This is a genomic window from Pelagibius litoralis (assembly GCF_011683915.1).
In the GTDB taxonomy this organism is placed as follows: Bacteria; Pseudomonadota; Alphaproteobacteria; order Kiloniellales; family Kiloniellaceae; genus Pelagibius; species Pelagibius litoralis.
Genome location: NZ_JAAQPH010000011.1, coordinates 160,552 through 183,214, shown reverse-complemented (window position 1 = coordinate 183,214; position 22,663 = coordinate 160,552). Strand labels below are relative to the sequence as shown.

The window sequence follows — 22,663 nt, the reverse complement described above, 5'->3', positions numbered from 1 at the left end:
TTCTTTTTTTATTTAGTATGCAACATAAAGTTTCCCTGTCAAGAAAGCCCGGATCACTTGCGGAAACACGAATGATCGCCGACGTTTCATTAATTACTTTGTATACGAAATAAAAAGTAACCCGCCTGAAACCCGCGTTGCGCTACTCAGGGGAACCGAAGGCGGGAAATTTCTTATTGAACATCGTTCAATTAATGCTCAAATAAGTGAACACCGTTCAATTTTGAACCTATGCCATACAAACGGGGACCCAGCATAGCCGGCCGCAACGCGGGCTTTGCCCAGGAATACAGGGGAGCGATCATGTCTCAATCGATCTTACGCAGCCGGCGGTTTCTGCCGCTCTTCTGTGTTCAGGCCTTCGGGGCCTTCACCGATAATGTGCTGAAGAGCGCTTTTGCCTTTCTGGTCGCCTTTCACGGCCTGTCTCTCTTCGGAACCGCGCCCGGCGTCTCGCTGATGATCGGCACCGGCGCCTACGTGGTGCCGCTGCTGCTGTTTTCCGGCAGTGCCGGCAAGCTGGCCGACTGCAGCGACAAGACGAAGATCGTCCGCATCACCCGGCTGATCGAAATTCCCCTGGCCCTGCTGGCGGCGGCGGCCCTCTTCACCGGCCATAGCGGCCTGGTGCTTCTGGCGATGTTTGCCTACGCCACCCAGTCCGCCTTCTTCGGGCCGGCGAAGTACGCCATCCTGCCGCAGCATCTGCCCGAGGAGCGGCTGATCCAGGCCAACGCCCTGATCGAAACCTCGACCTTCGTCGCCATCCTCGCCGGCACCCTCTTCGGCGGCTTCCTGGCCGCCCAGGGGCTGATCGAAGTGGTCATGGCCTGTCTGCTGGTACTGGCCGTCACCGGTTATGGCGTTTCGCGTTTCATCCCCGCCGCGCCGCCGGCAAGCGATGCCGCGGCCTACGCCTTTGCCCCGCTGAAGAACGCACTGAACGCCCTTGCCGTTGTCAGCAAGAAAGTGACGCTGCTGCGCTCAGCCGTCGGCATCTCCTGGTTCTGGGCCGTTGGCCTGATCGTGATCTCCATCTTCCCCGACGTCGCCAAGCGCGACCTGGGCGTCTCGGCCAACGTCGCCAACGCCCTGATCGGCAGCTTCGTCCTGGGCATCGCCGCCGGCACGGCCCTGGTGACCAAGCTTCTGAAAGACGAAGTGTCGGCGCGCCACGTGCCGCTCGGCGCCCTGGGCATGGCGCTCTGCCTGGTCGATCTTTCCTTTGCGGTCAGCGCTTACGGCGCGGCGACAGCGAACGGGGCGGAGGCCGGCATGGCCGCCTTCTTCTCCTCCTGGCCCGGCCTGCGCATCGCCGCCGACATGATCGGCCTGGCGGCCTTCGGCGGCATGTTCACCGTGCCGCTCTACACCCTGCTGCAGGCGCGCTCGCAGTTGCAGACCCGTTCCTCGGCCATTGCCGGCAACAACATCCTGAACGGTCTGGTGATGGTCGCCCTGCTGGGCCTCACGACCCTTCTGCTGGCCCTGGGGGTCAAGGTGCAGGTCCTGCTGTTCTGCCTGGGCATCGCCAACTTCCTGGTGGCGATCTACGTTGTGAAGCTGATTCCCGACGAAGTGGTGAAGGCGATCGGCGCCACCCTGCTGCGCCGCTTGTTCGCCACCCGCGTGATCAACAGGGAGCACTACGGCGACGGGCGCAGCCCGGCGGTGGTGGTGGCCAACCACAGCTCCTACCTGGATGCCATCCTCCTGGGCTGCCTGCTGCCCGGCAAGCCGGCCTTCGCCATCAACGCCTTCGTGGCCAAGAAATGGTGGGTGCGCCCCGCCTTCCTGTTCTTCGATCTCATTCCGGTGGACCCCACCAGTCCGCTCACCGTCCGCACCATGGTGAAGCTGGTGAAGGAGCAGAAGCGCCGCCTGGTGATCTTCCCCGAGGGCAGGCTGACAGTGACCGGCGCGCTGATGAAGATCTACGACGGACCGGCCATGATCGCCGCCAAAGCCGGTGCGCCGATCATTCCGCTGCGCATCGAAGGCGCGCAGCACACCATCTTCTCACGCCTCAAGGGCAAACTGCGCCGCCGGCTGTTTCCCAAGATCACGCTGAACGTTCTGCCGGCGCGTTCCATCGAGGTGCCGGAAGATCTGCGCGGACGCGCGGCCCGGGCCTATGCCGGGGCCAGGCTGCACGACATCATGACCGAGATGGTCTTCGAAACGAGCCCGCGCGAGAAAACCCTGTTCCAGGGCCTGATCGATGCCCACAGCCTGCACGGCAAACGGCCGGTGCTGGAAGACATCGAGCGCAACCCCATCGGCTATCGCCGGATCATGACCGGCGCCTTTGCCCTGGCGGCGCAGTTCAAGGCCGCCGCGCCCAGCGAAAAACGCCTCGGCCTGCTGCTGCCCAACGCCAATGCCGCGGTGGTCAGTTTCTTTGCCTGCCATGCCTGCGGCAAAACCCCGGCGATGCTGAACTTTACTGCCGGTGCCGCCGGCATCCGCGCCGCCCTGGCCGCGGCCGAGATCCGTACCGTCATCACCTCCAGGCGTTTCGTCAGCCTGGGCAAGCTGGAGCCGCTGATCGAAGAGATCGGCCAGCAGGCAACGATCCTCTACCTGGAGGACATCCGTCCCAAGATCGGTTTCCTCGCCAAGCTCTCGGCCCTCACCAAGGCGTCTTTCCCCCGCCTGGCGCTGCGCCTGCAGAGCCTGCACAAAATCAGCCCCGACGACGAGGCGGCGGTCCTTTTCACTTCAGGCTCCGAAGGCCTGCCCAAGGGCGTGGTGCTGAGCCACGTGAACATCCAGGCCAACCGCTATCAGGTCTCGGCCATGGTGGACTTCAGCCATGAGGACACGGTGCTGAACGCCCTGCCGATGTTCCACTCCTTCGGTCTGACCGCGGGCACTCTGCTGCCGCTGCTGTCCGGCGTGAAGACCTTCCTCTATCCCTCGCCGCTGCACTATCGCATCGTCCCGGAGGTTGCCTACGACTGCAACGCGACCATCCTGTTCGGCACCGATACCTTCCTCAGCGGCTATGCCCGCATGGCCCATGCCTATGACTTCTACAGCCTGCGGCTGGTTTTCGCCGGGGCCGAGCGGCTGCGCCCGGAGACCCGCAGCGCCTGGGCGGAAAAGTTCGGGGTGCGGGTGCTGGAAGGCTACGGCGTCACCGAGACGTCACCCGTCCTGGCCGTCAACACGCCGATGAAAAACCGCCCGGGAACGGCCGGGCGCCTGCTGCCGGGCATGACGCTGCGCATCGACCCGGTTCCCGGCATCGACGAGGGCGGCCGCCTGCACGTGCGCGGCCCCAACGTCATGCTGGGCTACCTGCGGGCCGAGAACCCGGGCGTTCTGGAGCCGCCGGCCGAGGGCTGGCACGACACCGGCGATATCGTCACCCTGGACGACGACGGCTTCATCAGGATCTGCGGCAGGGCAAAACGCTTTGCCAAGATCGGCGGCGAGATGGTCTCTCTCGCGGCCATCGAGGCCCTGGCCGCCGAGGTCTGGCCCGGCGTGCTTGCCGTGGCCCTGGCCATGCCCCACCCCCGCAAGGGCGAGCAGATCGTCCTGCTGACCGAGGGTGAAGACTGCCGCCTTGAGGCCCTGACGGCGCACGCCAAAGCCAAGGGCGTCGCCGAAATCATGCTGCCCCGGGCGGTTCAACAGGTCGACGCCCTGCCGGTCCTGGGAACCGGCAAGCTGGACTACGTCGGCGCCGCCAAGTTGCTGGATCAGGCGGCCGCGGCCTAAACGAGCCCGGACCTGAGGGCCACCGCGGCCTCGATCAGAAGGTCGCGGCAACGGCGCTGGTGTCCAAGGGTGAACTGGGCTGCCAGGCCGGAAAGGCAGAGCGCGCCGTGCAGCCGCCCGGCGTGGTCGAGCAGCGGGACAGCCACGGCGGCGATGTGGGGATCGCGCTCGCCCAGGGAAAGAGCATAGCCGTCCCGGGCAACCCGCCGCAGAGCCGGATCACTTTCACCGGCGAAAGCCCGCAGCACCTTGCCGGCCGCCCCCAGCATCAGGGGAAGGCGCGCTCCCTCCTCCAGATGATGGCGCAGTTCCCGTTCGGCATTCTCGCGGTAGAGGCAGGTTCGCGTCAGGCCGCTGCGGACATAAAACGAGGCGGTTTCCCCGCTGTCATCGCGCAGACGGCGCAGCACGGGCCGCAAGACCGCTTCGAGATCGCTTTCGTCGCGATAGAGCGCCCCCAGGCGGGCCAGGCTCGGGCCCAGGCGATAGCCGCCCCCGGCCATGCGGACCAGATAACCGAAGCGTTCCAGCGATCCGATCAACCGCAGGATCGTGCTCTTGTAGAAGCCGGTTCTCGCCGCCAGCTCGGCCAGACTCAGGGATGCCTCCCCCTCGGCAAAGGCCTCCAGCACCGTCAAAGCCCGCTCGACCGCCTCAACCCGGTCCTTCGCCATGGATCAGACCCATCTTTAAATTCTGTCTGGCAGAACATATAGCCCAGTTTTATCATATTTTGTTGTTTCTATCAGAACTACATCGGAAAAACATAATCGTTACCAAGGAAATCAGAGGCACTGCCGATGACTGCCTGCCTGCAGGGAATCCGCATTCTGGATCTGACCAACGTGCTGGCCGGCCCGTTCTGTTGTCACCAACTGGCCCATCTGGGGGCCGAGGTCATCAAGGTCGAGGTGCCGGGCGGCGGCGACCTCGCCCGCAAACTCGGCGCCGATGCGGAATTGAACGCCAGGCACATGGGCGTGTCCTTCCTGGCGCAGAACGCCGGCAAGCGCTCTCTCACCCTCAATCTGAAGAGCGACAATGGCAAAGCGCTGTTCCGCCACCTCGTCGCAGGTGCCGACGTGGTGGTGGAGAACTTCCGGCCGGGCGTTATGGAGCGCCTCGGCCTCGGCTTCGACACACTGAAGCAGGACCGCGCGAACCTCATCTACTGCGCCATTTCCGGTTTCGGCCAGGACGGGCCCCTGCGCAACCTGCCGGCCTACGATCAGATCATCCAGGGCATGTCCGGCGTCATGTCGATCACCGGCGATCCCGACACCGCCCCCTACCGTGCCGGCCACCCCATTGCCGATACCGTCGGCGGCATGACCGCCGCCTTTGCCATATCGGCCGCCCTGGCGCGCCGCGGCGCGGCGGCAAAGGAAGCCTGCTTCATCGATGTCTCCATGCTGGAGGCCACGCTTGCCACCATGGGCTGGGTGGTTTCCAACTTTCTGGTCGCAGGGCGCGAGCCCCGGCCCATGGGCAACGAGAACATGACCGCCAGTCCCTCCGGCACTTTTCGCACCGGCGACGGCCTGTTGAACATCGCCGCCAACAAACAGGAACAGTTCGAAGCACTCTGCCGGATCGTCGGCCGCAGCGACCTTGCCCAGGACAGGCGCTTTGCGGCGCGACAGGACCGCCTGGCCCGGCGCGAAGAACTGAATGCCATCCTTGAAGAAGCCTTGTCCGGCAGGACGGCGGCAGAGTGGCAAACCGACCTGAACGCCGCCGGCGTGCCGGCCGGACGGGTGCTGAGCGTGCCCGAAGCCCTGGAGGAACCGCAGGTCCAGGACCGCGGCATGATCGCCACCTTCGCGCAGGCACCGGGGGTTGGACGGGACATTCGCCTGCTGCGCACCGGCATCAAGGTCGACGGCCAAGCACCGGCGGTCGCCGCCCCGCCGCCGCAGTTGGGCGAGCACACGAAGGAAATCCTCTCGGAGCTTGGCCTGAGCGAGACCGAGATCCATCAACTCGCCGAAGAGAAGGTCCTTTGACACAAGACTCTGACGAACAGGCCGAGTCCGCCTGGTGGTCGACCGCCATCATCGAGATGGAACCCGGCATCATCCGCTATCGCGGCTATCCGATTGAGGAGTTGATCGGCAAGGCTTCCTTCGCCCAGACGATCTGGCTGTTGCTGCGTGGCGAGCTGCCCAGCGACGATCAGGCCGCGCTGCTGGATATCGCCCTGATGTCCGCCGTCGACCACGGGCCCCAGGCGCCCTCCATCGCCATTGCCCGCATGGCGGCGAGCTGCGGTGTCGGCCTCAACAACGCCATGGCATCGGGCGTCAACGCGCTGGGCGACGTGCACGGCGGCGCCGGCGAACAGGCTTTGGCTTTCTATCAGCAGATTGCGGCGCGCATCGACGAGGGCGCGCCCTTGGAAGGCGCCACCGCCACGGTACTCGACAGCTTTATGGCATCCGGCACCACCTACCTGCCGGGCTTCGGGCATCGCTTTCACCCCGTCGACCCCCGGGCGCCACGCCTGCTGGAAATGGTCGACCACTATGCGGAAAAGGGCGCGGTGACCGGGCGTTTCGCCGCCATCGCCCGCTGCCTGGAAGCGGTGCTGGCCCGGCGCAAAGGCAAGGCCATACCGATGAACATCGACGGTGCGACGGCGGTAATCTACGGCGAACTCGGCTTTCCGGCGCCCCTCGCCCGCGGCCTCTTCTGCCTGTCCCGCTCGGTCGGCATCCTGGCCCACGCCTGGGAAGAGACGCAGTCCGGCCGGCGCAACAAGGGGCCCCTGCCCCGCGAACGCCTCTGGCGCTACGACGGGCCAGCCAAAAGACCGCTGCCTTAGAGCAAATCCCGGTCGGATGGAATCGCCGGAGGCGATCCATCGACCGGGTGAATCTGCTCTAACTGTTTGATGGCGATCGGATTCACATGTTTTGGCGCAACCACGAAGTGGTTCCGTCAAAATATGGTCCGATCTAGTCGATCAGATAGTGGTCGAAGAACGCCGGCACACGGCGAAGCGCGTCCTCGCGCGCCGCCGGGTCGGTGCCCACCAGGGGGACGACGCCACCCGGCTTGCGGTTTCGGGGTCTCTCCCGCCGGGCCAGGTTGGGGGCGTCGAAGGAATGCAGGGCGCCGGGATAGAGCCTGATCTCCACCGGCTGTCCACGCTGCCTCAGGCCGTCAATGAAGGCCGCGCAGGGAGCGGCAGGGGTCCAGTTGTCGGCCGTGCCTTGCAACACAAGCAGGGGGATTTCGGTCTTCCAGCTGCCGGTTGTTACCTTGGTGTAAGGTTCCGACTGGCGCTCCGCGCTGCAAGCGCTGGGGTAAAAGGCGGCCGCGGCCTTGAAGTCGTACAGCGGCGGCGGCCGGGGCCTGCCGATGCTCTCGGTCACCACCGACAACAATACGATCCCACCACCCTGGGACCAGCCCAGCAGACCGATACGATCCGACTGCACAAAGGACTGCACCTGAAGAAAGGTGAGCGCGCCATAGGCATCCTTGGGCCGGTCACGGTACATCACTGTCCGGCTGGAACTTCTGCCGCAGGTCTCACCGAAACCGCGCGATCCCGCCGAGTCGACCAGCAGCACGACATAACCGCGCGCGGTCAGAACCCGGGTCCAAGCCGAATAGGTAGCGGCAATTCCACCGCCCGGCCCCAGACCGCTGCAACCGTGCAGCAAAACGATCGCCGGGAAGGGCGGTTGGCCGCTGGGTTTGAAAAGGAAAGCGGTCAGTGCCGTCTCTGCGTCAAGCGAAGGGAACCTGACCCGCTCTTCGGCCGAAACGATGCCTTGGCCGGCACAACCGAAGGCCAAGGCGGCAACAAAAGCAGCCGCCGATATCTGGCTTGACGCCCATTCCGGTCTGGCAGTCATTGTCCTTATGACTGTACCTGTGCAGTTCGAAGCTCCGAGAAGCGACTATAGCATCGTCTTCGGCGGATTAGAGACTGTGTCGCAGTGGCTCAGAAAACCGCCACGACGACCATCAGGACAGCCCAGAAGGCCAGGCCAGCCAGGAAATGATCCACCGTTACCCGCGTCGCCGTCTCGTTCATCTGTTCCGACATGGTGCTCATCCGCCATCGTCCGTGATCTGTTGATAGATATATAGGGAGCCCGCGGCGGGAAGGTTGTGCTGTTTGTCACACAATTCGCTTAATAGTGCCCGAATTCTGACTTTTTCTCGGCCAATCGGCAGCCAAAAACCCTACAAATCTTCGATTTATCAGCGCTCAAGAGACTGTGTTCAAGCGTGAGTCGATCCGCGCCGGCAAAGACCGCAAATGTCATGAGATGATTTTCTTATAGGGAAAAGCCTGTCATGCCGCTGCGCCGCCCTGCCCTCTGTGCCAACTTCCTTGTCTCCGCCGGCCTCGCCCTGGCAGCCGGCCTGCTGGCGGTGGAAGCCAGGGCCGAACCCGACGAGGAGATGCTGGGTCGCAGCCTGGCCCTTTTTGCCGCCCAGTCGGACGTTCGCCAGGGCGCGGTTGAGGAAATCCGCCAAAGCGGCCGCAAGGACGCGATCCCGGCCCTGATACAGGCCCGCCGCTTTCTGGGCGATATACCGGGAATCGAAGAGGCCCTGGCGGAGCTGACCGGGAACACGGAAAACGATTCCTGGTACGAATGGATGCTCTGGCAGCAGGCCCACCCTGAGATCGTTCCCTTCGAGGGCTTCGACACCTTCAAGGCCATCGTCTTTCAGCGCATCGATCTCAACTTCGGCCTTTTCCTGCAGCCCGGCGTCGATCACGAGATCCGCCTGGAGGAAATCGTCTGGGGCGGCGTCATCAAGGACGGCATCCCGGCCCTCACCAACCCTGCGCTGCTGGAAGCCGGCGCCGCCGACTACCTGACGGACGAGGAACTGGTCTTCGGCGTAAAAATCAACGGCGACGCCCGCGCCTACCCGCTGCGCATCCTGGATTGGCACGAAATGTTCAACGATGTCGTCGGCGGCGTGCCGGTCAGCCTGGCCTACTGCACGCTCTGCGGCTCCGGCATTTTGTTCGAGACCACGGTGGAGGGCCGTGACGCCCCCTTCGTCTTCGGATCTTCCGGCTTCCTCTACCGCTCCAACAAGCTGATGTACGATCAGGAAACCCACTCGCTGTGGAACCAGTTCACCGGCCGGCCGGTGGTGGGGCCGTTGACGGGATCGGGCATTGAGCTGAAAACCCGCCCAGTGGCGATCACCTCCTGGTCTGCCTGGCGCGATGCCAACCCGGACACCAAGGTGCTGTCGCTGGAAACAGGCCACCAGCGCGACTATCGCCCCGGCGCGCCCTACGGCACCTATTTCTCCAGCCCCAACCTGATGTTCCCGGCCCTGGTGGAAGAAGAAAAGCTGCAGGCCAAGGACTACGTCTTTGCCTTGCGCTCCAGCGGCACGGAAAAAGCCTGGCCCCTGACCCGCTTTACCGGCGGGCAGGTGATCAACGACGAAGCCGGCATCCTCGATCTCGTCCTGATCGGCGATGAGGCAACCCGCACCGTGCGCGCCTACCGCCGCGACGGGCAAACCTTCGAGCAGGGCGAGTCACCTGCCGAACTTCGGTCCGGGGAAACCGTCTGGAAGGTTACCGAAGAAGCGCTTGTCGGCCCTGACGGGGAACAACTGGCCCGCCTGCCCGGCCACATCGCCTACTGGTTCGCCTGGAGCGGCTACCTGGGCGACGAAGGCGAGGTGGCGGCGCGGTGACGCCGGGCGACACCGGGGCCGGTGGCGCCGCTATTGATCCTGGCCCTCATGCCCCCGGAAGGGCGCTGCGGCGGGCTGGCCCGCGAGCGTCCAAAGGCGGAGGGTCCGGTCAAAGCCGCCCGATACGATGCGATCACCGCCGGGGCTGAAGACGACGCTGTTGACCCCAAGCTCATGTCCCTGGAAGGGTGCGGCGGCAGGCTGGCCCGCGAGCGTCCAGAGGCGGACGGTATCGTCTCTGCCGCCTGAGACGATGCGATCGCCGCCGGGGCTGAAAGCAACGCAGTTGACCCCGCCCCTATGCCCCTGGAAGGGTGCGGCGGCAGGCTGGCCCGCGAGCGTCCAGAGGCGGATTGTCGCGTCACTGCCGGCGGAGACGATGCGATCACCGTCAGAGCTGAAAGCGAGACTGTTGACCCCGCCCGCATGCCCGCGGAAGGGTTCGGCGGCGGGCTGGCCCTCGAGAGTCCAGAGGCGCACGCTACCGTCACTGCCGCCCGAGGCGACACGGTCGCCATCGGGGCTGAAGGCGACGCTATAGACCCAGTCCTTATGCCCCCGGAAGGGCGCGGCGGCGGGCTCGCCCGCGAGCGTCCAGAGGCGGACGCTACCATCATCGCCGCCCGATGCGATGCGTTCACCGCCGGGGCTGAAGGCGACGCCAAAGACCCTGCCCTCGTGCCCCGGGAACGGTGCGGCGGCCGGCTCGCCCGCGAACGTCCAGAGGCGAAGGCGACCGTCTTTGCCGCCCGAAACGATATAGTCGCCGCCCGGGCTGAAGGCGGCGTCATTCGCATTGGCTTGAAGCTCACGCAGCTTCATGGGGCGGTCAGGGTTTGAGACGTCCAGGAGATCGATGCGGCCGCTTCGATTGACGACCATGAGCGTTTCAGAATCTCCCGGCCGGAATGCAACCTTGACCGGATTGAGCCCCGTCAGACCAGATTGCGGGACAGGACGGCTTTCCTCGGCAAGAACGGAACCCGCAACCGCGATGAGCAGTGCGGCGCAGGCGAGTCCGGTCAGTACGGCCCACCCCTGCACCGCCTGCCCCTGCGCGCACCACCGAACGAAAAACCCACGAACCATGCCATATCCCTTCGCCCAGAGCAGATCCGGATTGTGCCCCAAGTCTCAAACATGCGCAAAGCAGCCTTCCTTAGCGCAACGCTTCGATCTGAACCTTCCCATCGTTCAGAAAACAGGTTTTGTTGAAGAGCGTGAGATCCAGGGGATTCGGCAGGCGGACATCTTTAAGGTCGGGGCAGGGCCTTGCCGAAGCATCGTAGGACCGGTCAATCTGGGAGATGAATACGATGATCAGTCCCCTGGCGCTTGCGAATGCCTTCAGGGCGCGCACCTGGACCATGAGTTCCGGATTTTCCCGTTTCTGATCCAGAAGCTGCAGGTAGTCTACGACCGCCACGCTGCCTTGTGGCGCGGATGCCAGCCGGTCGATGATGTAGCCGGCGCTGATGGCGTCGGAGGTATCGAACGCGAAGCGGTCGCCGAAGACCGCAGGGTCCCCGCCGATGCTTCGGAGTCGATCCAGGACATCGTTCTCGCTGTACTCGAGGGTAAAGAATACGCCCCGGCGGCCCAGCTTTAGCGCTTCCATGATGAGTTCCAGACCCATCAGCGTCTTGCCATGACCGGGGCGCGCGCCCAACAGCACGAGGTCTCCCGGATTCAACCGGGCCAGCAGCGCACGCGAGGGGGCGGTGGCGGATGCGCGGGCGGCAAGCAGGCTCCAGCTGGTGAAACCCTCCGCCACGGCGACACGGTCCAGCGCCTCGTTCAGCGGTATGCGTTCCGCGCGGGACAGAACCTTGGCGCGACGCTTCAGGCGATAGATGGGTGCAGACAGTCTCATGGAAAAACCTCCCATTGCGGGCGGTCGTTACAATCCCTCCTTATGCGCGGTGCCCGAACAGTCGGTTCGATGAGAATACAGCCCCGTATGTCGGATACTTTCCCAAATGAAGGGGGGAGGCCCGGGCCGTGGCCTGCGGGAACAGTATGGACCAGCGGCGGACGATAGAGAATACCCGGATTGGTTTCTGTTCGAAGACTGTCCGGGATACCCGCCGAAGCCCTAACGCCCGGCGCAGGCGGCGCAGCGGCCGTGGAGTTCCACGGTCATGTGGCGGGTTTCGAAACCGGCCTTGCCGACCTCGGACCTCAGGCCTTCCTCGCTGGCGGGAAAGGCGAACTCGGCAACCTCGCCGCAGTCGTCGCAGATGGCAAAGCCGGCCGCCGCCTGATGGTCGTGGGCGCAGCAAGCGATGAAGGCATTCATGCTTTCGATGCGGTGGATCAGGCCGCGCTGACCCAGGGTTTCCAACGCGCGGTAGACCTGTACCGGTGCCCTTAGGCCCTCCCCGCGCAGTTGATCCAGCAGGTCATAGGCCGTCAGCGCGGAACCGCTGGCGGCCAGGCGGTCCAGCACCAGTTGCTGATTGCGGGTCAGTTTGCGCTCGCTCATCGGCTTTTCTCCGGTGCCTGCCCGGTGCCAGGCGTGAAAACATGCGACAGCAAAGACACCACAAACAGCAGCAAAGCGGCAACCACCACCGAGGGGCCGGAGGGGGTGTCGAACTCCAGTGAACCGAACAGCCCGAGAATCACGGCAAGCGCCCCGAGACCGGCGGCCATCAGCGCCATGGTTTCCGGCCCCCGCGCGAAACGCCGTGCGGTGGCGGCGGGGATGATCAACAGCGAGGTGATCAGCAGGATGCCGACGATCTTCATGGCGATGGCGATCACCGCGGCCATCAGGATCATGAAAACGAGCCTCGCCCGCTCCGGGTTCAGGGCCTCGGCCGCAGCCAGTTCCTCGCTGACGGTGCCGGCCAGCAGTGGCCGCCAGATCAACGCCAGAAGGCCCAGCACGGCAAGGCCGCCGCCGTAGATCAGCACGATATCGAAGAGCGAAACCGCCAGCAGATCGCCGAAGAGATAGCTGAGCAGATCAATTCTGAGCCAGGCCATGAAGGAAACCAGCACCAAGCCCAACGCCAGAGTGGAGTGGGAGAGAATCCCGAGCAGGGCGTCGGTCGGCAGGATGGACTGGCGCTGCAGCATGACCAGCGCCAGAGCGCCCCCGGTTGCGATGGTAAAAACGCCGAAGATGACGTTCACCTCCAGCAGCAGGGCCAGGGCAACGCCCAGCAGGGCGGAATGGGCCATGGTGTCACCGAAATAGGCCATGCGCCGCCAGACGATGAAACAGCCCAGCGGCCCCGCCACCAGGGCAACGCCGATGCCACCGATCAGCGCCCGCCAGAAGAAATCATCCAGCATCGTGATCCTCGCCATGCTTGTGCCCCCGGGAATGATCGTGTTCGTGATCATGAGCAACGACGCGGCCATCGGCGAGATGAACGTGATCATGGTCGTGGCGATAGATCGCCAGGGCCGAAGCCGCCCTGCTGCCGAAGAGCGCCCGGTATTCGGGGCTGGCGGTCACCACCTGCGGCGTGCCCGAACAGCAGACATGGCCGTTCAGGCAGACTACCGTGTCGGTCTGGCCCATGACGATGTGCAGGTCGTGGGAAATCATCAGGATGCCGCAGCCCAGGCGCTCACGGATATCGTGGATCAACTCGTAGAGGGCGATCTCGCCGGCGAAGTCGACGCCCTGCACCGGTTCATCCAGCACCAGAAGCTGGGGCCGGCGGATCAAGGCCCGGGCCAAAAGAGCGCGCTGGAATTCGCCGCCCGAAAGCTGCTGGACCGGCCGCTCCGCCAGATGCGCGATCGCCACCTCATTGAGGGCCGCTTCGATCTCCGCCCGGTCGTGCCGCCCGGTCAGGGTCATCAGGCGGCGCACCGTCAGCGGCATGGTCTGGTCGACCGAGAGCTTCTGCGGCACATAGCCGATGCGCAGGCCCGGCTGCCGCGACAGGCAGCCCTCCGAAGTCTCGAGGATGCCCAGCAGCGCCTTTACCGTCGTGCTCTTGCCGCTGCCGTTGGGCCCGATCAGGGTCACGATTTCGCCCGGCCGGATGGTCAGATCGACCCCGCGTACCAGCCAATGGGTCCCACGGCGCACACCCAGGCCGCTCGCTTCGATCAGGGGCGCTTCGATCTGGGGGGCTTCCGCCGCCGGGCGCTTCACCTCTTCAACAGCCTGTATCACGGATGCCATGGACCTTTCCTGAGACTCCTCTTGCGAGGCGAAAAAACATACGTTATATCATTACACTTCTTTGCTCAAGCCGGCATTCGCCGGGCACTCAGGACCTTTGGAAAACATGCAAAAAACCGCCCTTTCCCTGCTTTTCGCCGCTGCCGCGCTGGTATTCAGCCTACCGGCCATCGCCGCGGAGGCACCGACCGTCGTCACTTCGATCAAACCGGTTCATTCCCTGGTCGCCTCTGTGATGAAGGGCGCGGGCGAACCCCATCTGATCGTCAAGGCCGGCGGATCGCCGCACAGCTACAGCATGAAACCCTCCGACGCGGCGGCGCTGGAGAAGGCGAAGCTGGTGTTTTGGATCGGCGATGAGCTGGAGCTCTTCCTCGAAGATTCAATCGAACAACTGGCGCGCAATGCCGAAGTCGTCGGCCTCAGCGAGGCCCCCGGCGTGGCATTGCTGCCGTTCCGCGAAGGCGGACCCTGGGCGGAGCACGACGACGAGCATTCGGAGCAAGGGCACGAGAGGCACGAGCACGAAGAACACGGCCACGCCGAGCACGCCGACCATGGTCATGAGGCCGAGCATGATCACGCGCACGGCGAGCGGGACATGCATATCTGGCTGGACCCGGAAAATGCCAAAGCCATGGTCGCGGCGGTGGCCGAAGCGCTGATCCGCAGCGATCCCGACAACAGCGGCATCTATCACGCCAACCGCATGATCATGGAGCGCCGGCTCGACCAGTTGAGCGCGGAAATCGCCGCCGAACTGGCGCCGGTGAAAGACCGGCCCTTTGTCGTATTCCACGATGCCTTTCAGTACCTGGAACGGCGCTTCGGCCTGAACACCGTCGGCTCCATCACCGTCAGTCCGGACCGCCAGCCCGGCGCCGCACGGCTGAGCGAGATGCGCGGCAAGATCGCCGAATTGCAGGCCCGCTGCGTCTTTGCCGAACCCCAGTTCGAACCCAGGCTGGTCGGCGTGGTGGTCGAGGGCACCCAGGCCCGGACCGGCATCCTGGACCCGCTGGGTGCTGAGCTGGAGGACGGGCCAGATCTCTACTTCGAGCTGATGCGCCGCAACGCGGCGGCCTTGCGGAACTGCCTGAGCGAGAACAGCTAGGCTTTTGCGGCAGAGGCGGCCGCGACGGCGGCGGTCAGCTCGCGCTTCAGCAGGTCGATTTCCTCGACCCCGACGGAAACGCGGATAAAGCCCTCGCTGATGCCCAGGGCGGCGCGTTCTTCGGCGGAAAGCGCCCGATGGGAAGAGCTGGCCGGATGGCTGATGGTGGTGCCCACATCCCCCAGCGTCGGGGCGAAGGCGATGTTGCCCGCTGCCCGCACGAAAGCGTTCACCCCGGCGCGGTCGGCATCCAGCTCGAAACTGACCATGTGGCTGTAGTTGCCCTGCAGCAGGTCGCGCGCCAGGGCGCGGTCCGGATGATCGTCCTCGCCGGGATAGAGAACACGCAGCACACCGGGTAGCCCGCGCAGATGATCGGCCAGGGCCTTGGCGTTTTCCTGGGCCCGCTGGAAGCGCAGATCAAAGGTATTGAGGCCACGCTCGGCCAACCAGCAATCGAAGGGGCTGGCGTTCAGCCCCCAGGTGGTGACAGCGTCGTAGAGCGCCGTGTTCCGCGCTTCATCCTTGGCGGCCACATATCCCAGGGTGACGTCGCTATGCCCGGCCAGCAGCTTGGTGACGGAATGCACGACGACATCGGCGCCGAGATCGAAGGGCCGGAACGACCGGGGCGTGGTGAAGGTGTTGTCGACCACGAAGATCAGACCGCGTTGCCTGGCAAGCTTGGCCAGGCCTTTGATATCGGCCAGCCGCAGAGTCGGATTGGCGACAACCTCCACCAGCAACAGCTTGGTTTCCGGGCGCAGCGCCGCTTCGACCGCTGAAACATCGGCGGCATCGACAAGGCTGGCATCGAAGCCCAGACGCGGCAGGTCCTTGGTCAACAGCCTGAGACAGCGCCCGTAGAGCTGGTTTCCGGCGACGATGTGGTCGCCCTTGTCGAGCAGCGCCAGGAAAACCGCAGAAAGCGCGGCCATGCCGGAGGCGGTAATGATGCCGCCCTCGACCCCCTCCATCCAGGAGATCTTGTCGGCCAGAAGACTGGCGTTGGGGTGACCTTCGCGGGCATAGCTGTAGCCGCTGGCCCGCCCTTCATAGACATCGTCCAGGGCATCCGCATCCTCGGCACAGTAGACGACCGAGGGAAACAGCGGGGTGACCAGGGGCGTGGTTTTGGAGGCAGGCGGCGCCGAACGGCGCACGACGGAACGATCCTCAGGCTTCATGGGCGGGGTCTCTCTGGGGGGTCACAGTCACGATTTGATTGCATCCACTAGGCCTTAGGGTCCTGGCCGGGTCAAGACCCGCACCGCATCACGTTTTGAATAGTGGCCGAGATATGGAATAACGGGACGGTCAACAGAAACCAAAAAACGAGGGAGCAGAGGACGGCGATGCACTTCATGGCGGTGAACGGCCTCACCCTGCATGTCAGCGACAGTGGTATGACGGAAAGACCGGCGCTGGTGTTCTCCAATTCCCTGGGGACGGATTTCCGCATCTGGGATCAGGTCGTGGCGCGGCTGGGCGAGCGCTTCCGCATCCTGCGCTACGACAAGCGCGGGCACGGCCTTTCCGATATCGGGGTCTCGCCCTACGCCATGACGGACCATGTCGAAGACCTGGCGGCGCTCATGGACAGCCTGTCCATCGACAAGGCTGTCATCTGCGGGCTCTCGGTCGGCGGCCTGATCGCCCAGGGTCTCTACGCCAGCCGGCCGGATCTGGTGCGCGGCCTCATCCTCTGCGACACCGCCCACAAGATCGGCAATGACGCGCTCTGGAACAGCCGCATCGCCACGGTCGAGACGGAGGGGATCGCCGCCATCGCCGAGGGCGTCATGGAGCGCTGGTTCACCAAAGCGCTGCGCGAGGGCGATCCGGTCGCCCTGGCCGGCTGGCGCAACATGCTGACCCGTACCCCGGCCGCCGGCTATGCCGGTACCTCTGCAGCCATCCGTGACACGGACTTTACCGATCAGACCCCGGCAATCGCCGTACCGACCCTCTGCATGGTGGGCGAAGAAGACGGCGCGACCCCGCCGGCGCTGATGCAGGAGCTGACGGCCCTGATCCCCGGCGCCCGCTGCGAGGTGATTGCAGGCGCCGGTCACCTGCCCTGTATCGAACAGCCGCAGGTCGTCGCCGAGCTGATCCTCACTTTCACCCGGGAGGCCGGCCTTGTCTGAAGACAAACGCCTGACAACCGGGCGCGCAACCCGTGCCCAGGTACTGGGAGAGGCCCACGTGGCCCGCGCCGAGGCCAACACGACCGAGATCGACGCCGCCTTTCAGGATTTCATCACCGCCGGGGCCTGGGGCAGCGTCTGGTCGCGCCCCGGCCTCAGCCAGCGCGACCGCAGCCTGATCACCATCGCGCTGCTCGCCGCCCTCGGCCACGACGAGGAGGTTGCCATGCATGTCCGGGCGAGCGCCAACACCGGCGCCTCTGCCGAGGAAATCACCGAAGCCCTGTTGCATGTCGCCGTCTACGCCGGGGTACCGGCCGCCAACCGGGCCTTCAAGATCGCCAAGAAGACCCTCGGCCAAATGGCAAAGGAGTCCGGCGCATGAGTTTCCGGCCCAGGGACTGGTCCAGTCATCCGCTGTTGATCGACGCCGGCTACAAGTCAACGGGCCTGCGCGGCGCGACCAAGCCCCTGGTGCCGCTGCCGCAGGGCCTTTCGGAATTGACCGGCCCCGTCTACGGCGCCGAGGCCGTCGGCCCTGACGACGCCGACCTGACGCGCAACGGCCGCCGGGACGGCGACCCCCAGGGCGGACCATTGGGCGAGCGTATCATCGTGACCGGCCGCGTGCTGGACGAAGATGAAAAGCCGCAGCCCGGCATGCTGGTGGAGATATGGCAGGCCAATGCCGCCGGGCGCTACATCCACAAGGTGGACCAGCACGACGCGCCTGTTGATCCGAACTTCTTCGGTGGCGGGCGCTGCGTCACCGACGCCGAAGGCCGCTACCGCTTCATCTCCATCAAGCCCGGCGCCTATCCCTGGGGCAATCACGACAATGCCTGGCGGCCGGCACACATTCACCTTTCCGTCTTCGGCCCCTCGATCGCTACCCGGCTGGTCACCCAGATGTACTTTCCCGGCGATCCCCTGTTGCCGCTGGACCCGATCTTTCAGTCGACCCCGGCAGAGGCACAGGACCGGCTGGTTGCCGTCTTCGATATCGATGCCACGGAGGCCGGCTTCGCGCTCGGCTACCGCTTCGACATCGTGCTGCGCGGGCGCCTGGAAACGCCCTGGGAGGCAACGCCATGAGCAAGGGCCAGACGCCGTCGCAGACCGTCGGCCCCTTCTTCGCCTACGGCCTGACACCGGAACAGTACGGCTATGCCTTTCGCAGCCTGGCGGGCGCGGACCTGCGCGACCCGGCCACGGCGGGCCGGGAGATCGTCATCAAGGGCCAGGTGTTCGACGGCGCCGGCGCGGTGGTGACCGATGCCATGATCGAGATCTGGCAGGCCGATCCGCAGGGGCGATACCTTCAGCCGGGGGCCCAGGGTAACCGCGGCTTTACCGGGTTCGGGCGCTGCGGCACCGGTTACGATGATGAAAACGGCTTCCGCTTCACGACTTACAAGCCCGGCACCGTCGATGAGCGACAGGCACCGCACGTCACTGCCATCGTTTTCATGCGCGGCCTGCTGAGCCATCTCTACACCCGGATCTACTTTGCCGACGAAGCAGAAGCCAACGGGCGCGATCCGATCCTGGCTTCGGTCGAGCCCGCGCGCCGCGCCACCCTGATCGCAGAGCCCGAAGAACCCGGCACCTACCGCTTCGACATTCACATGCAAGGGGAGCGGGAAACCGTGTTCTTCGATGTCTGACACCCGAGAGCCCGGAACCGGGCCCTGCATCATCACCGTCGCCATCACCGGATCGGTGCCGCGCAAGGAAGACAATCCGGCGGTGCCGATCACCGTGGCCGAGCAGATCGAGTCGACCCAGGAGGCCTTTGAGGCCGGCGCCACCATCGTCCACGTGCATGTGCGCGACGAACAACAGCGCGCTTCCTCCGACCCCGAGAAGTTCGCTGCTTTCCAGGAAGGCGTGCACAGGCACTGCCCGGGCATGATCGTGCAATTCTCCACCGGCGGGCGCGGGCGCGCGGCGGATCAGCGCGGCGCGATGCTGCACCACTGTCCGGACATGGCCTCACTCGCCACCGGCTCGGTGAACTTCCCCAACATGATCTATGAGAATCCGCCCGAGCTCATCGACACCCTGGCAAGCGATATGCTGCGCTACGGCATCAAGCCGGAGGTCGAGATCTTCGATCTGGCGATGCTCTATGCCGCCGCCGACATGGCGACAAGCGGGCAGCTGAAAACACCGCTTCATGTGCAGTTCGTGTTCGGCCTGAAGAACGCCCTGCCGCCGCGGCGCGCGATATTGGAATTCGAGGTCGCGCAACTGAAGGCCCTGTTGCCGGACGCAACCTGGACCGCCGCCGGCATCGGCCGCAGCCAGCTGGACCTGAACCTCTGGGCGCTGGAGATGGGCGGGCACTGCCGCACCGGATTGGAGGACAACATCCGTTTCGACAAGGCGCGCCTCGCCGCGAGCAATGCCGAGCTGGTGGCGCGGGTGGCCGCGCTCTGCGGCTACTACGGCCGCCACCCCGCCAGCGTGGCCGAAGCGCGGGAGATCCTGAAACTCCCGGCGGCGGCTTGATCCAAGATGAGTGCCCTTCCCTTCGACAGTGTTCTCTATGGCGCCCTGCTGTCCGACGCCGAGAGCATCGCCTTGTTGGACGATACCGCGCAGCTGCGCGCGATGCTGGATTTCGAAGCCGCTTTGGCGGAGGCGGGGGGAGACTGCGCCGCCATTCCCGAAAGCGCCGCACTGCGCATCGCGGAAGTGGCCAGAACCTTCGACCCGGACCCTGCAGAACTGACCGAAGCCACCGCACGCGACGGCATTCCGATACCGGCCCTGGTCGCGGCGCTGCGCGAAGCCGTCGGCGGCGAGGCGGCCAGCTTCGTACACTGGGGCGCCACCAGCCAGGACGTCATGGATACGGCCCTGTTGTTACGCCTGTGCAAGATCCTGGACATCTTCGATAAGCGCCTCGTCGCGGTCTGCGGAAAACTCGCCACAACGGCGGCTGCCGAAGGCGACACGGTCATGGTGGCACGGACCCGCGGCCAGCAGGCGACGCCGACCACCTTCGGCCTCAAGGTCGCCGGCTGGCTTGCGCCGCTCCAACGCCACCGTGAAAGGCTGGACGAATTGCGGCCAAGGCTGGAGGTACTTTCCTTCGGCGGCGCCTCCGGCACCCTGTCGGCGCTCGGCGAGCGGGCCGCCGCCAAGGTCGAAACTGCCCTGGCCGCGCGGCTCGATCTCGCGGTTCCCGCCCTGCCCTGGCACAATCAGCGCGACGGCCTGATCGAGCTGTCATCCTGGCTCGCCCTGGTGACCGGCAGCCTCGGCAAGATCGCCGGGGACGTCCTGCTGCTCAGCCAGAGCGAGGTCGGCGAAGTCCGCGAAGGCGCCGGCGGCGGCTCCTCCACCATGCCGCAGAAAGCCAATCCGGTCCGCTCCGAGGCGATCCTGGCGCTGGCCCGACTGAACGCCGGCCTGGCCGGGCAGATGCAGGCAACCGCCCTGCACAATCAGGAGCGCGACGGCGCCGCCTGGCAGCAGGAGTGGCTGGTCCTGCCACAGATGCTGCTCGCCTGCGGCAGTGCCCTGAACCACATTAATGGCCTGCTGGAGGCTCTGCAGGTCAACGCCGAACGCATGCGCGCCAATCTGGAAGCCGCCAACGGCCTGGTGCTGGCCGAAGCCGCAAGCTTCGCGCTTTCCCGCCACCTGCCGCGCGAGGATGCCCAGGCCCTGGTGAAACAGGCCTGCAAGGAAGTCTCGGCGAGCGGGCGGCATCTCTTCGACATCCTGGCCGCGGCCAGCGACGCCCCCGTCGATTGGCAGGCCCTGCGCGACCCGGCGCAGCACGCGGGGATGAGCCGTCAATTCATTGAGCGGGTTTTGCGCCGCGGCAAGTGAGACGACCGACCCGTTTCCACGATGTGGAAAAGTTTTTCAGATGCCTTTACGGTGGCGGCGAAGCTGCCCCATAGTGTCGATCAACAAGCGATCTGCTGGCGACTCAGCCAAGCGGGCGAGCCGTCAAGGGAGCAAAGTCCATGCATTGGGTTCGATTCCGGCACAACGGAACCGTGACAGTCGGTCGACTGGAAAACGGGACCATTCAGGTCTGCGACGGCGGCCTTTTCGACGATCCGCAGCCCAGTGGCGAGACGCTGGCGCTGGACGGCGCCGAGCTGCTGACGCCCTGCGACCCCGGCAAGATGATCTGCCTGTGGAACAACTTCCATGCCCTGGCCGCCAAGCTGGAGGTCGCCGAGCCGGAGGAACCGCTGTTCCTGCTGAAGGCGCCCAACGCTTTCCTGGCGACGGGGCAGACCATCCGCCGGCCAAAGAGCTACGACGGCCCGGTGGTCTACGAAGGCGAACTGGGCATCGTCATCGGCAAGACCTGCAGCGAAGTGAGCGAAGAGGACGCCCCCGGCCACATCTTCGGCTACACCTGCATCAACGATGTGACGGCGGCCAAGATCATTTCCAAGGACCCGACCTTTCCCCAGTGGGCGCGGGCCAAGAGCTACGACACCTTCGGCGTCTTCGGCCCGGCCATCGCGACGGATATCGACCCTCTGACCTGTTCGGTGAAAACCGTTTTGAACGGCCAGGAACGGCAGAACTACCCGCTGTCCGACATGATCTTTCCGCCGCATCGGCTGGTCAGCCTGCTGTCCCATGACATGACCCTGCTGCCCGGCGATGTCATCGCCTGCGGCACCTCCATCGGGGTCGGCTCGATGAAGGAGCCGAGCAACAGCATTGAAATCAGCATCGAAGGTATTGGCAGTCTGTCCAATACCTTCGTTCAGTAAGCGCACGCAACAAGCGCACGAGGAAAAAGCTTTAGCAGGAGAGGAAGTCACTATGCGGATCTGTGTGGTCGGTGCCGGCGCCATCGGCGGTCTGATGGCGGTAAAACTCGCCCTGGCGGGCAATGACGTCACCGTGGTCGATCAGGGCGCCCATCTTGCCGCGATCCAGAAAGACGGCCTGAAACTGATCTGGGAGGACGGCCAGGAGTTCGTCGCCCCGATGAAGGCCGTCGGCAGCGCCGCCGAGGCCGGCAAGCAGGATCTGATCATTCTGGCGGTGAAGGCCCATTTCCTGGACCAGATTGCGCGGGATATCGAGACCCTGCTGGACGACACCACCATGATCATGACCGTGCAGAACGGCATGCCCTGGTGGTACTTCCACAGCTTCGGCGGGGAACTGGACGGGCGCAGGCTGGACAGCCTCGATCCCTCGGGTCTGCTTGGCCGCCATATCCCGGCAGAGCGCATCGTCGGCTGCGTCGTCTATCCGGCGGCGGCGGTCACCGAAGCCGGCGTCATCAAGCACGTCGAGGGCGACCGCTTCCCGATCGGCGAGTTGGACGGTTCTACCAGCGAAAGGGGCCAGCAGCTTCACGACCTGCTGGTCGAAGCCGGATTCCGGTCCCGTATTCTCGACGACATCCGCTCCGAAATCTGGCTGAAGGCCTGGGGCAATCTCTCCTTCAATCCGATCTCGGCCCTGACCCATGCCACGCTGGAAGACATTTGCCGCTTTCCGCAGACCCGCGATCTCGCCGCCACCATGATGGCCGAAGCCCAGGCCATCGGCGAGAAGCTGGGCGTCACCTTCCGCCACACCATCGAAAAGCGCATCGCCGGGGCCGAGTCCGTCGGCCGGCACAAGACCTCGATGCTGCAGGATGTCGAGGCAGGGCGCTCTCTGGAGACCGAAGCCCTGATCGGCTCGATCCTGGAAATGGGCCGCCTGACCGATACACCGGCCCCCGCCATCGAAGCGGTCTATGCCTGCGTGATGCTGCTCAACAGGACCATGACGCTTGAGGGATCGGGCGTGAAGATGGTCTCTGCCGCGTGAGATAAGGCG

General features: G+C 65.0%; 21 protein-coding genes. 13 read left to right on the top strand and 8 right to left on the bottom strand.

What is annotated here, in order from left to right; all coding sequences use genetic code 11:
- Positions 1 to 303 precede the first annotated feature (303 nt).
- Complete coding sequence (locus HBA54_RS15495; protein ID WP_205944685.1) at positions 304 to 3,729, top strand: acyl-[ACP]--phospholipid O-acyltransferase; 3,426 nt, start codon at positions 304 to 306, stop codon at positions 3,727 to 3,729.
- On the opposite strand, the gene HBA54_RS15490 is transcribed toward HBA54_RS15495, so the two are convergent.
- Entirely contained in the window at positions 3,726 to 4,403 is a 678-nt protein-coding gene (locus tag HBA54_RS15490) for an IclR family transcriptional regulator (RefSeq protein ID WP_167226164.1), read from the bottom strand. The two genes, HBA54_RS15495 and HBA54_RS15490, sit on opposite strands and share 4 nt — an antisense overlap.
- 126 nt (positions 4,404 to 4,529) lie before the next feature.
- Between HBA54_RS15490 and HBA54_RS15485 the strand changes: the two genes are divergently transcribed.
- A complete protein-coding gene (locus HBA54_RS15485; RefSeq protein WP_167226162.1) occupies positions 4,530 to 5,735 on the top strand; it encodes a CaiB/BaiF CoA transferase family protein in 1,206 nt (401 codons plus the stop codon).
- Entirely contained in the window at positions 5,732 to 6,553 is an 822-nt protein-coding gene (locus HBA54_RS15480) for a citryl-CoA lyase (RefSeq protein WP_277345384.1), read from the top strand. The genes HBA54_RS15485 and HBA54_RS15480 overlap by 4 nt, the downstream gene beginning before the upstream one ends.
- Positions 6,554 to 6,686: 133 nt before the next feature.
- Here the strand turns inward: HBA54_RS15480 and HBA54_RS15475 are convergent, their stop codons facing one another.
- Complete coding sequence (locus HBA54_RS15475) at positions 6,687 to 7,595, bottom strand: dienelactone hydrolase family protein (protein ID WP_167226160.1); 909 nt, start codon at positions 7,593 to 7,595, stop codon at positions 6,687 to 6,689.
- 448 nt (positions 7,596 to 8,043) lie between these two features.
- On the opposite strand from HBA54_RS15475, the gene HBA54_RS15470 reads away from it, so the two are divergent.
- The gene (locus tag HBA54_RS15470; RefSeq protein ID WP_167226158.1) at positions 8,044 to 9,423 is read left to right on the top strand and encodes a DUF3179 domain-containing protein; all 1,380 of its coding nucleotides are present in this window, start codon (positions 8,044 to 8,046) and stop codon (positions 9,421 to 9,423) included.
- Positions 9,424 to 9,453: 30 nt separating this feature from the next.
- Here the strand turns inward: HBA54_RS15470 and HBA54_RS15465 are convergent, their stop codons facing one another.
- The 5 genes from HBA54_RS15465 to znuC all read right to left on the bottom strand — a co-directional run bounded on the left by HBA54_RS15465 (position 9,454) and on the right by znuC (position 13,573).
- Positions 9,454 to 10,305, bottom strand: coding sequence for a WD40 repeat domain-containing protein (locus tag HBA54_RS15465; protein ID WP_167226156.1), 852 nt, complete (start codon positions 10,303 to 10,305; stop codon positions 9,454 to 9,456).
- Between the two features lie 277 nt (positions 10,306 to 10,582).
- The gene (locus HBA54_RS15460; protein ID WP_167226154.1) at positions 10,583 to 11,296 is read right to left on the bottom strand and encodes a DNA helicase; all 714 of its coding nucleotides are present in this window, start codon (positions 11,294 to 11,296) and stop codon (positions 10,583 to 10,585) included.
- A gap of 222 nt (positions 11,297 to 11,518) precedes the next feature.
- Positions 11,519 to 11,908 (bottom strand): Fur family transcriptional regulator, encoded by a 390-nt coding sequence (locus HBA54_RS15455; protein WP_167226152.1) that lies wholly within the window; start codon positions 11,906 to 11,908, stop codon positions 11,519 to 11,521.
- Positions 11,905 to 12,741 carry a metal ABC transporter permease gene (locus HBA54_RS15450; protein WP_322096048.1) on the bottom strand — a complete coding sequence of 279 codons (837 nt, stop codon included), beginning with the start codon at positions 12,739 to 12,741 and terminating at the stop codon, positions 11,905 to 11,907. Before HBA54_RS15450 ends, HBA54_RS15455 begins: the two co-directional genes overlap by 4 nt.
- Positions 12,716 to 13,573 (bottom strand): zinc ABC transporter ATP-binding protein ZnuC, encoded by an 858-nt coding sequence (gene znuC, locus HBA54_RS15445; RefSeq protein WP_167226148.1) that lies wholly within the window; start codon positions 13,571 to 13,573, stop codon positions 12,716 to 12,718. The genes HBA54_RS15450 and znuC overlap by 26 nt, the downstream gene beginning before the upstream one ends.
- A gap of 106 nt (positions 13,574 to 13,679) precedes the next feature.
- On the opposite strand from znuC, the gene znuA reads away from it, so the two are divergent.
- A complete protein-coding gene (znuA, locus tag HBA54_RS15440; RefSeq protein ID WP_167226146.1) occupies positions 13,680 to 14,687 on the top strand; it encodes a zinc ABC transporter substrate-binding protein ZnuA in 1,008 nt (335 codons plus the stop codon).
- Here znuA and HBA54_RS15435 read toward each other — a convergent pair.
- A complete protein-coding gene (locus tag HBA54_RS15435; RefSeq protein ID WP_167226144.1) occupies positions 14,684 to 15,874 on the bottom strand; it encodes a trans-sulfuration enzyme family protein in 1,191 nt (396 codons plus the stop codon). The two genes, znuA and HBA54_RS15435, sit on opposite strands and share 4 nt — an antisense overlap.
- 168 nt (positions 15,875 to 16,042) lie before the next feature.
- On the opposite strand from HBA54_RS15435, the gene pcaD reads away from it, so the two are divergent.
- The 8 genes from pcaD (at position 16,043) to HBA54_RS15395 (ending at position 22,654) form a co-directional block, all read left to right on the top strand.
- Positions 16,043 to 16,837 (top strand): 3-oxoadipate enol-lactonase, encoded by a 795-nt coding sequence (gene pcaD / locus HBA54_RS15430; protein ID WP_167226142.1) that lies wholly within the window; start codon positions 16,043 to 16,045, stop codon positions 16,835 to 16,837.
- The gene (gene pcaC / locus HBA54_RS15425; protein ID WP_167226140.1) at positions 16,830 to 17,222 is read left to right on the top strand and encodes a 4-carboxymuconolactone decarboxylase; all 393 of its coding nucleotides are present in this window, start codon (positions 16,830 to 16,832) and stop codon (positions 17,220 to 17,222) included. The genes pcaD and pcaC overlap by 8 nt, the downstream gene beginning before the upstream one ends.
- Complete coding sequence (gene pcaH, locus HBA54_RS15420; protein WP_167226138.1) at positions 17,219 to 17,932, top strand: protocatechuate 3,4-dioxygenase subunit beta; 714 nt, start codon at positions 17,219 to 17,221, stop codon at positions 17,930 to 17,932. The genes pcaC and pcaH overlap by 4 nt, the downstream gene beginning before the upstream one ends.
- Entirely contained in the window at positions 17,929 to 18,504 is a 576-nt protein-coding gene (pcaG, locus tag HBA54_RS15415) for a protocatechuate 3,4-dioxygenase subunit alpha (protein WP_167226136.1), read from the top strand. The genes pcaH and pcaG overlap by 4 nt, the downstream gene beginning before the upstream one ends.
- Positions 18,497 to 19,351: a 3-oxoadipate:acetyl-CoA acetyltransferase gene (locus HBA54_RS15410; RefSeq protein ID WP_167226134.1), complete on the top strand. Its 855-nt coding sequence runs from the start codon at positions 18,497 to 18,499 to the stop codon at positions 19,349 to 19,351. Before pcaG ends, HBA54_RS15410 begins: the two co-directional genes overlap by 8 nt.
- Positions 19,352 to 19,357: 6 nt before the next feature.
- Positions 19,358 to 20,683, top strand: a complete 1,326-nt coding sequence (gene pcaB, locus HBA54_RS15405; protein ID WP_167226132.1) for a 3-carboxy-cis,cis-muconate cycloisomerase — start codon at positions 19,358 to 19,360, stop codon at positions 20,681 to 20,683.
- 140 nt (positions 20,684 to 20,823) lie between these two features.
- Positions 20,824 to 21,594 (top strand): fumarylacetoacetate hydrolase family protein, encoded by a 771-nt coding sequence (locus HBA54_RS15400; RefSeq protein WP_167226130.1) that lies wholly within the window; start codon positions 20,824 to 20,826, stop codon positions 21,592 to 21,594.
- A 52-nt stretch (positions 21,595 to 21,646) separates the two neighbouring features.
- Entirely contained in the window at positions 21,647 to 22,654 is a 1,008-nt protein-coding gene (locus HBA54_RS15395; protein ID WP_167226128.1) for a 2-dehydropantoate 2-reductase, read from the top strand.
- The last annotated feature ends 9 nt before the right edge of the window (positions 22,655 to 22,663 follow it).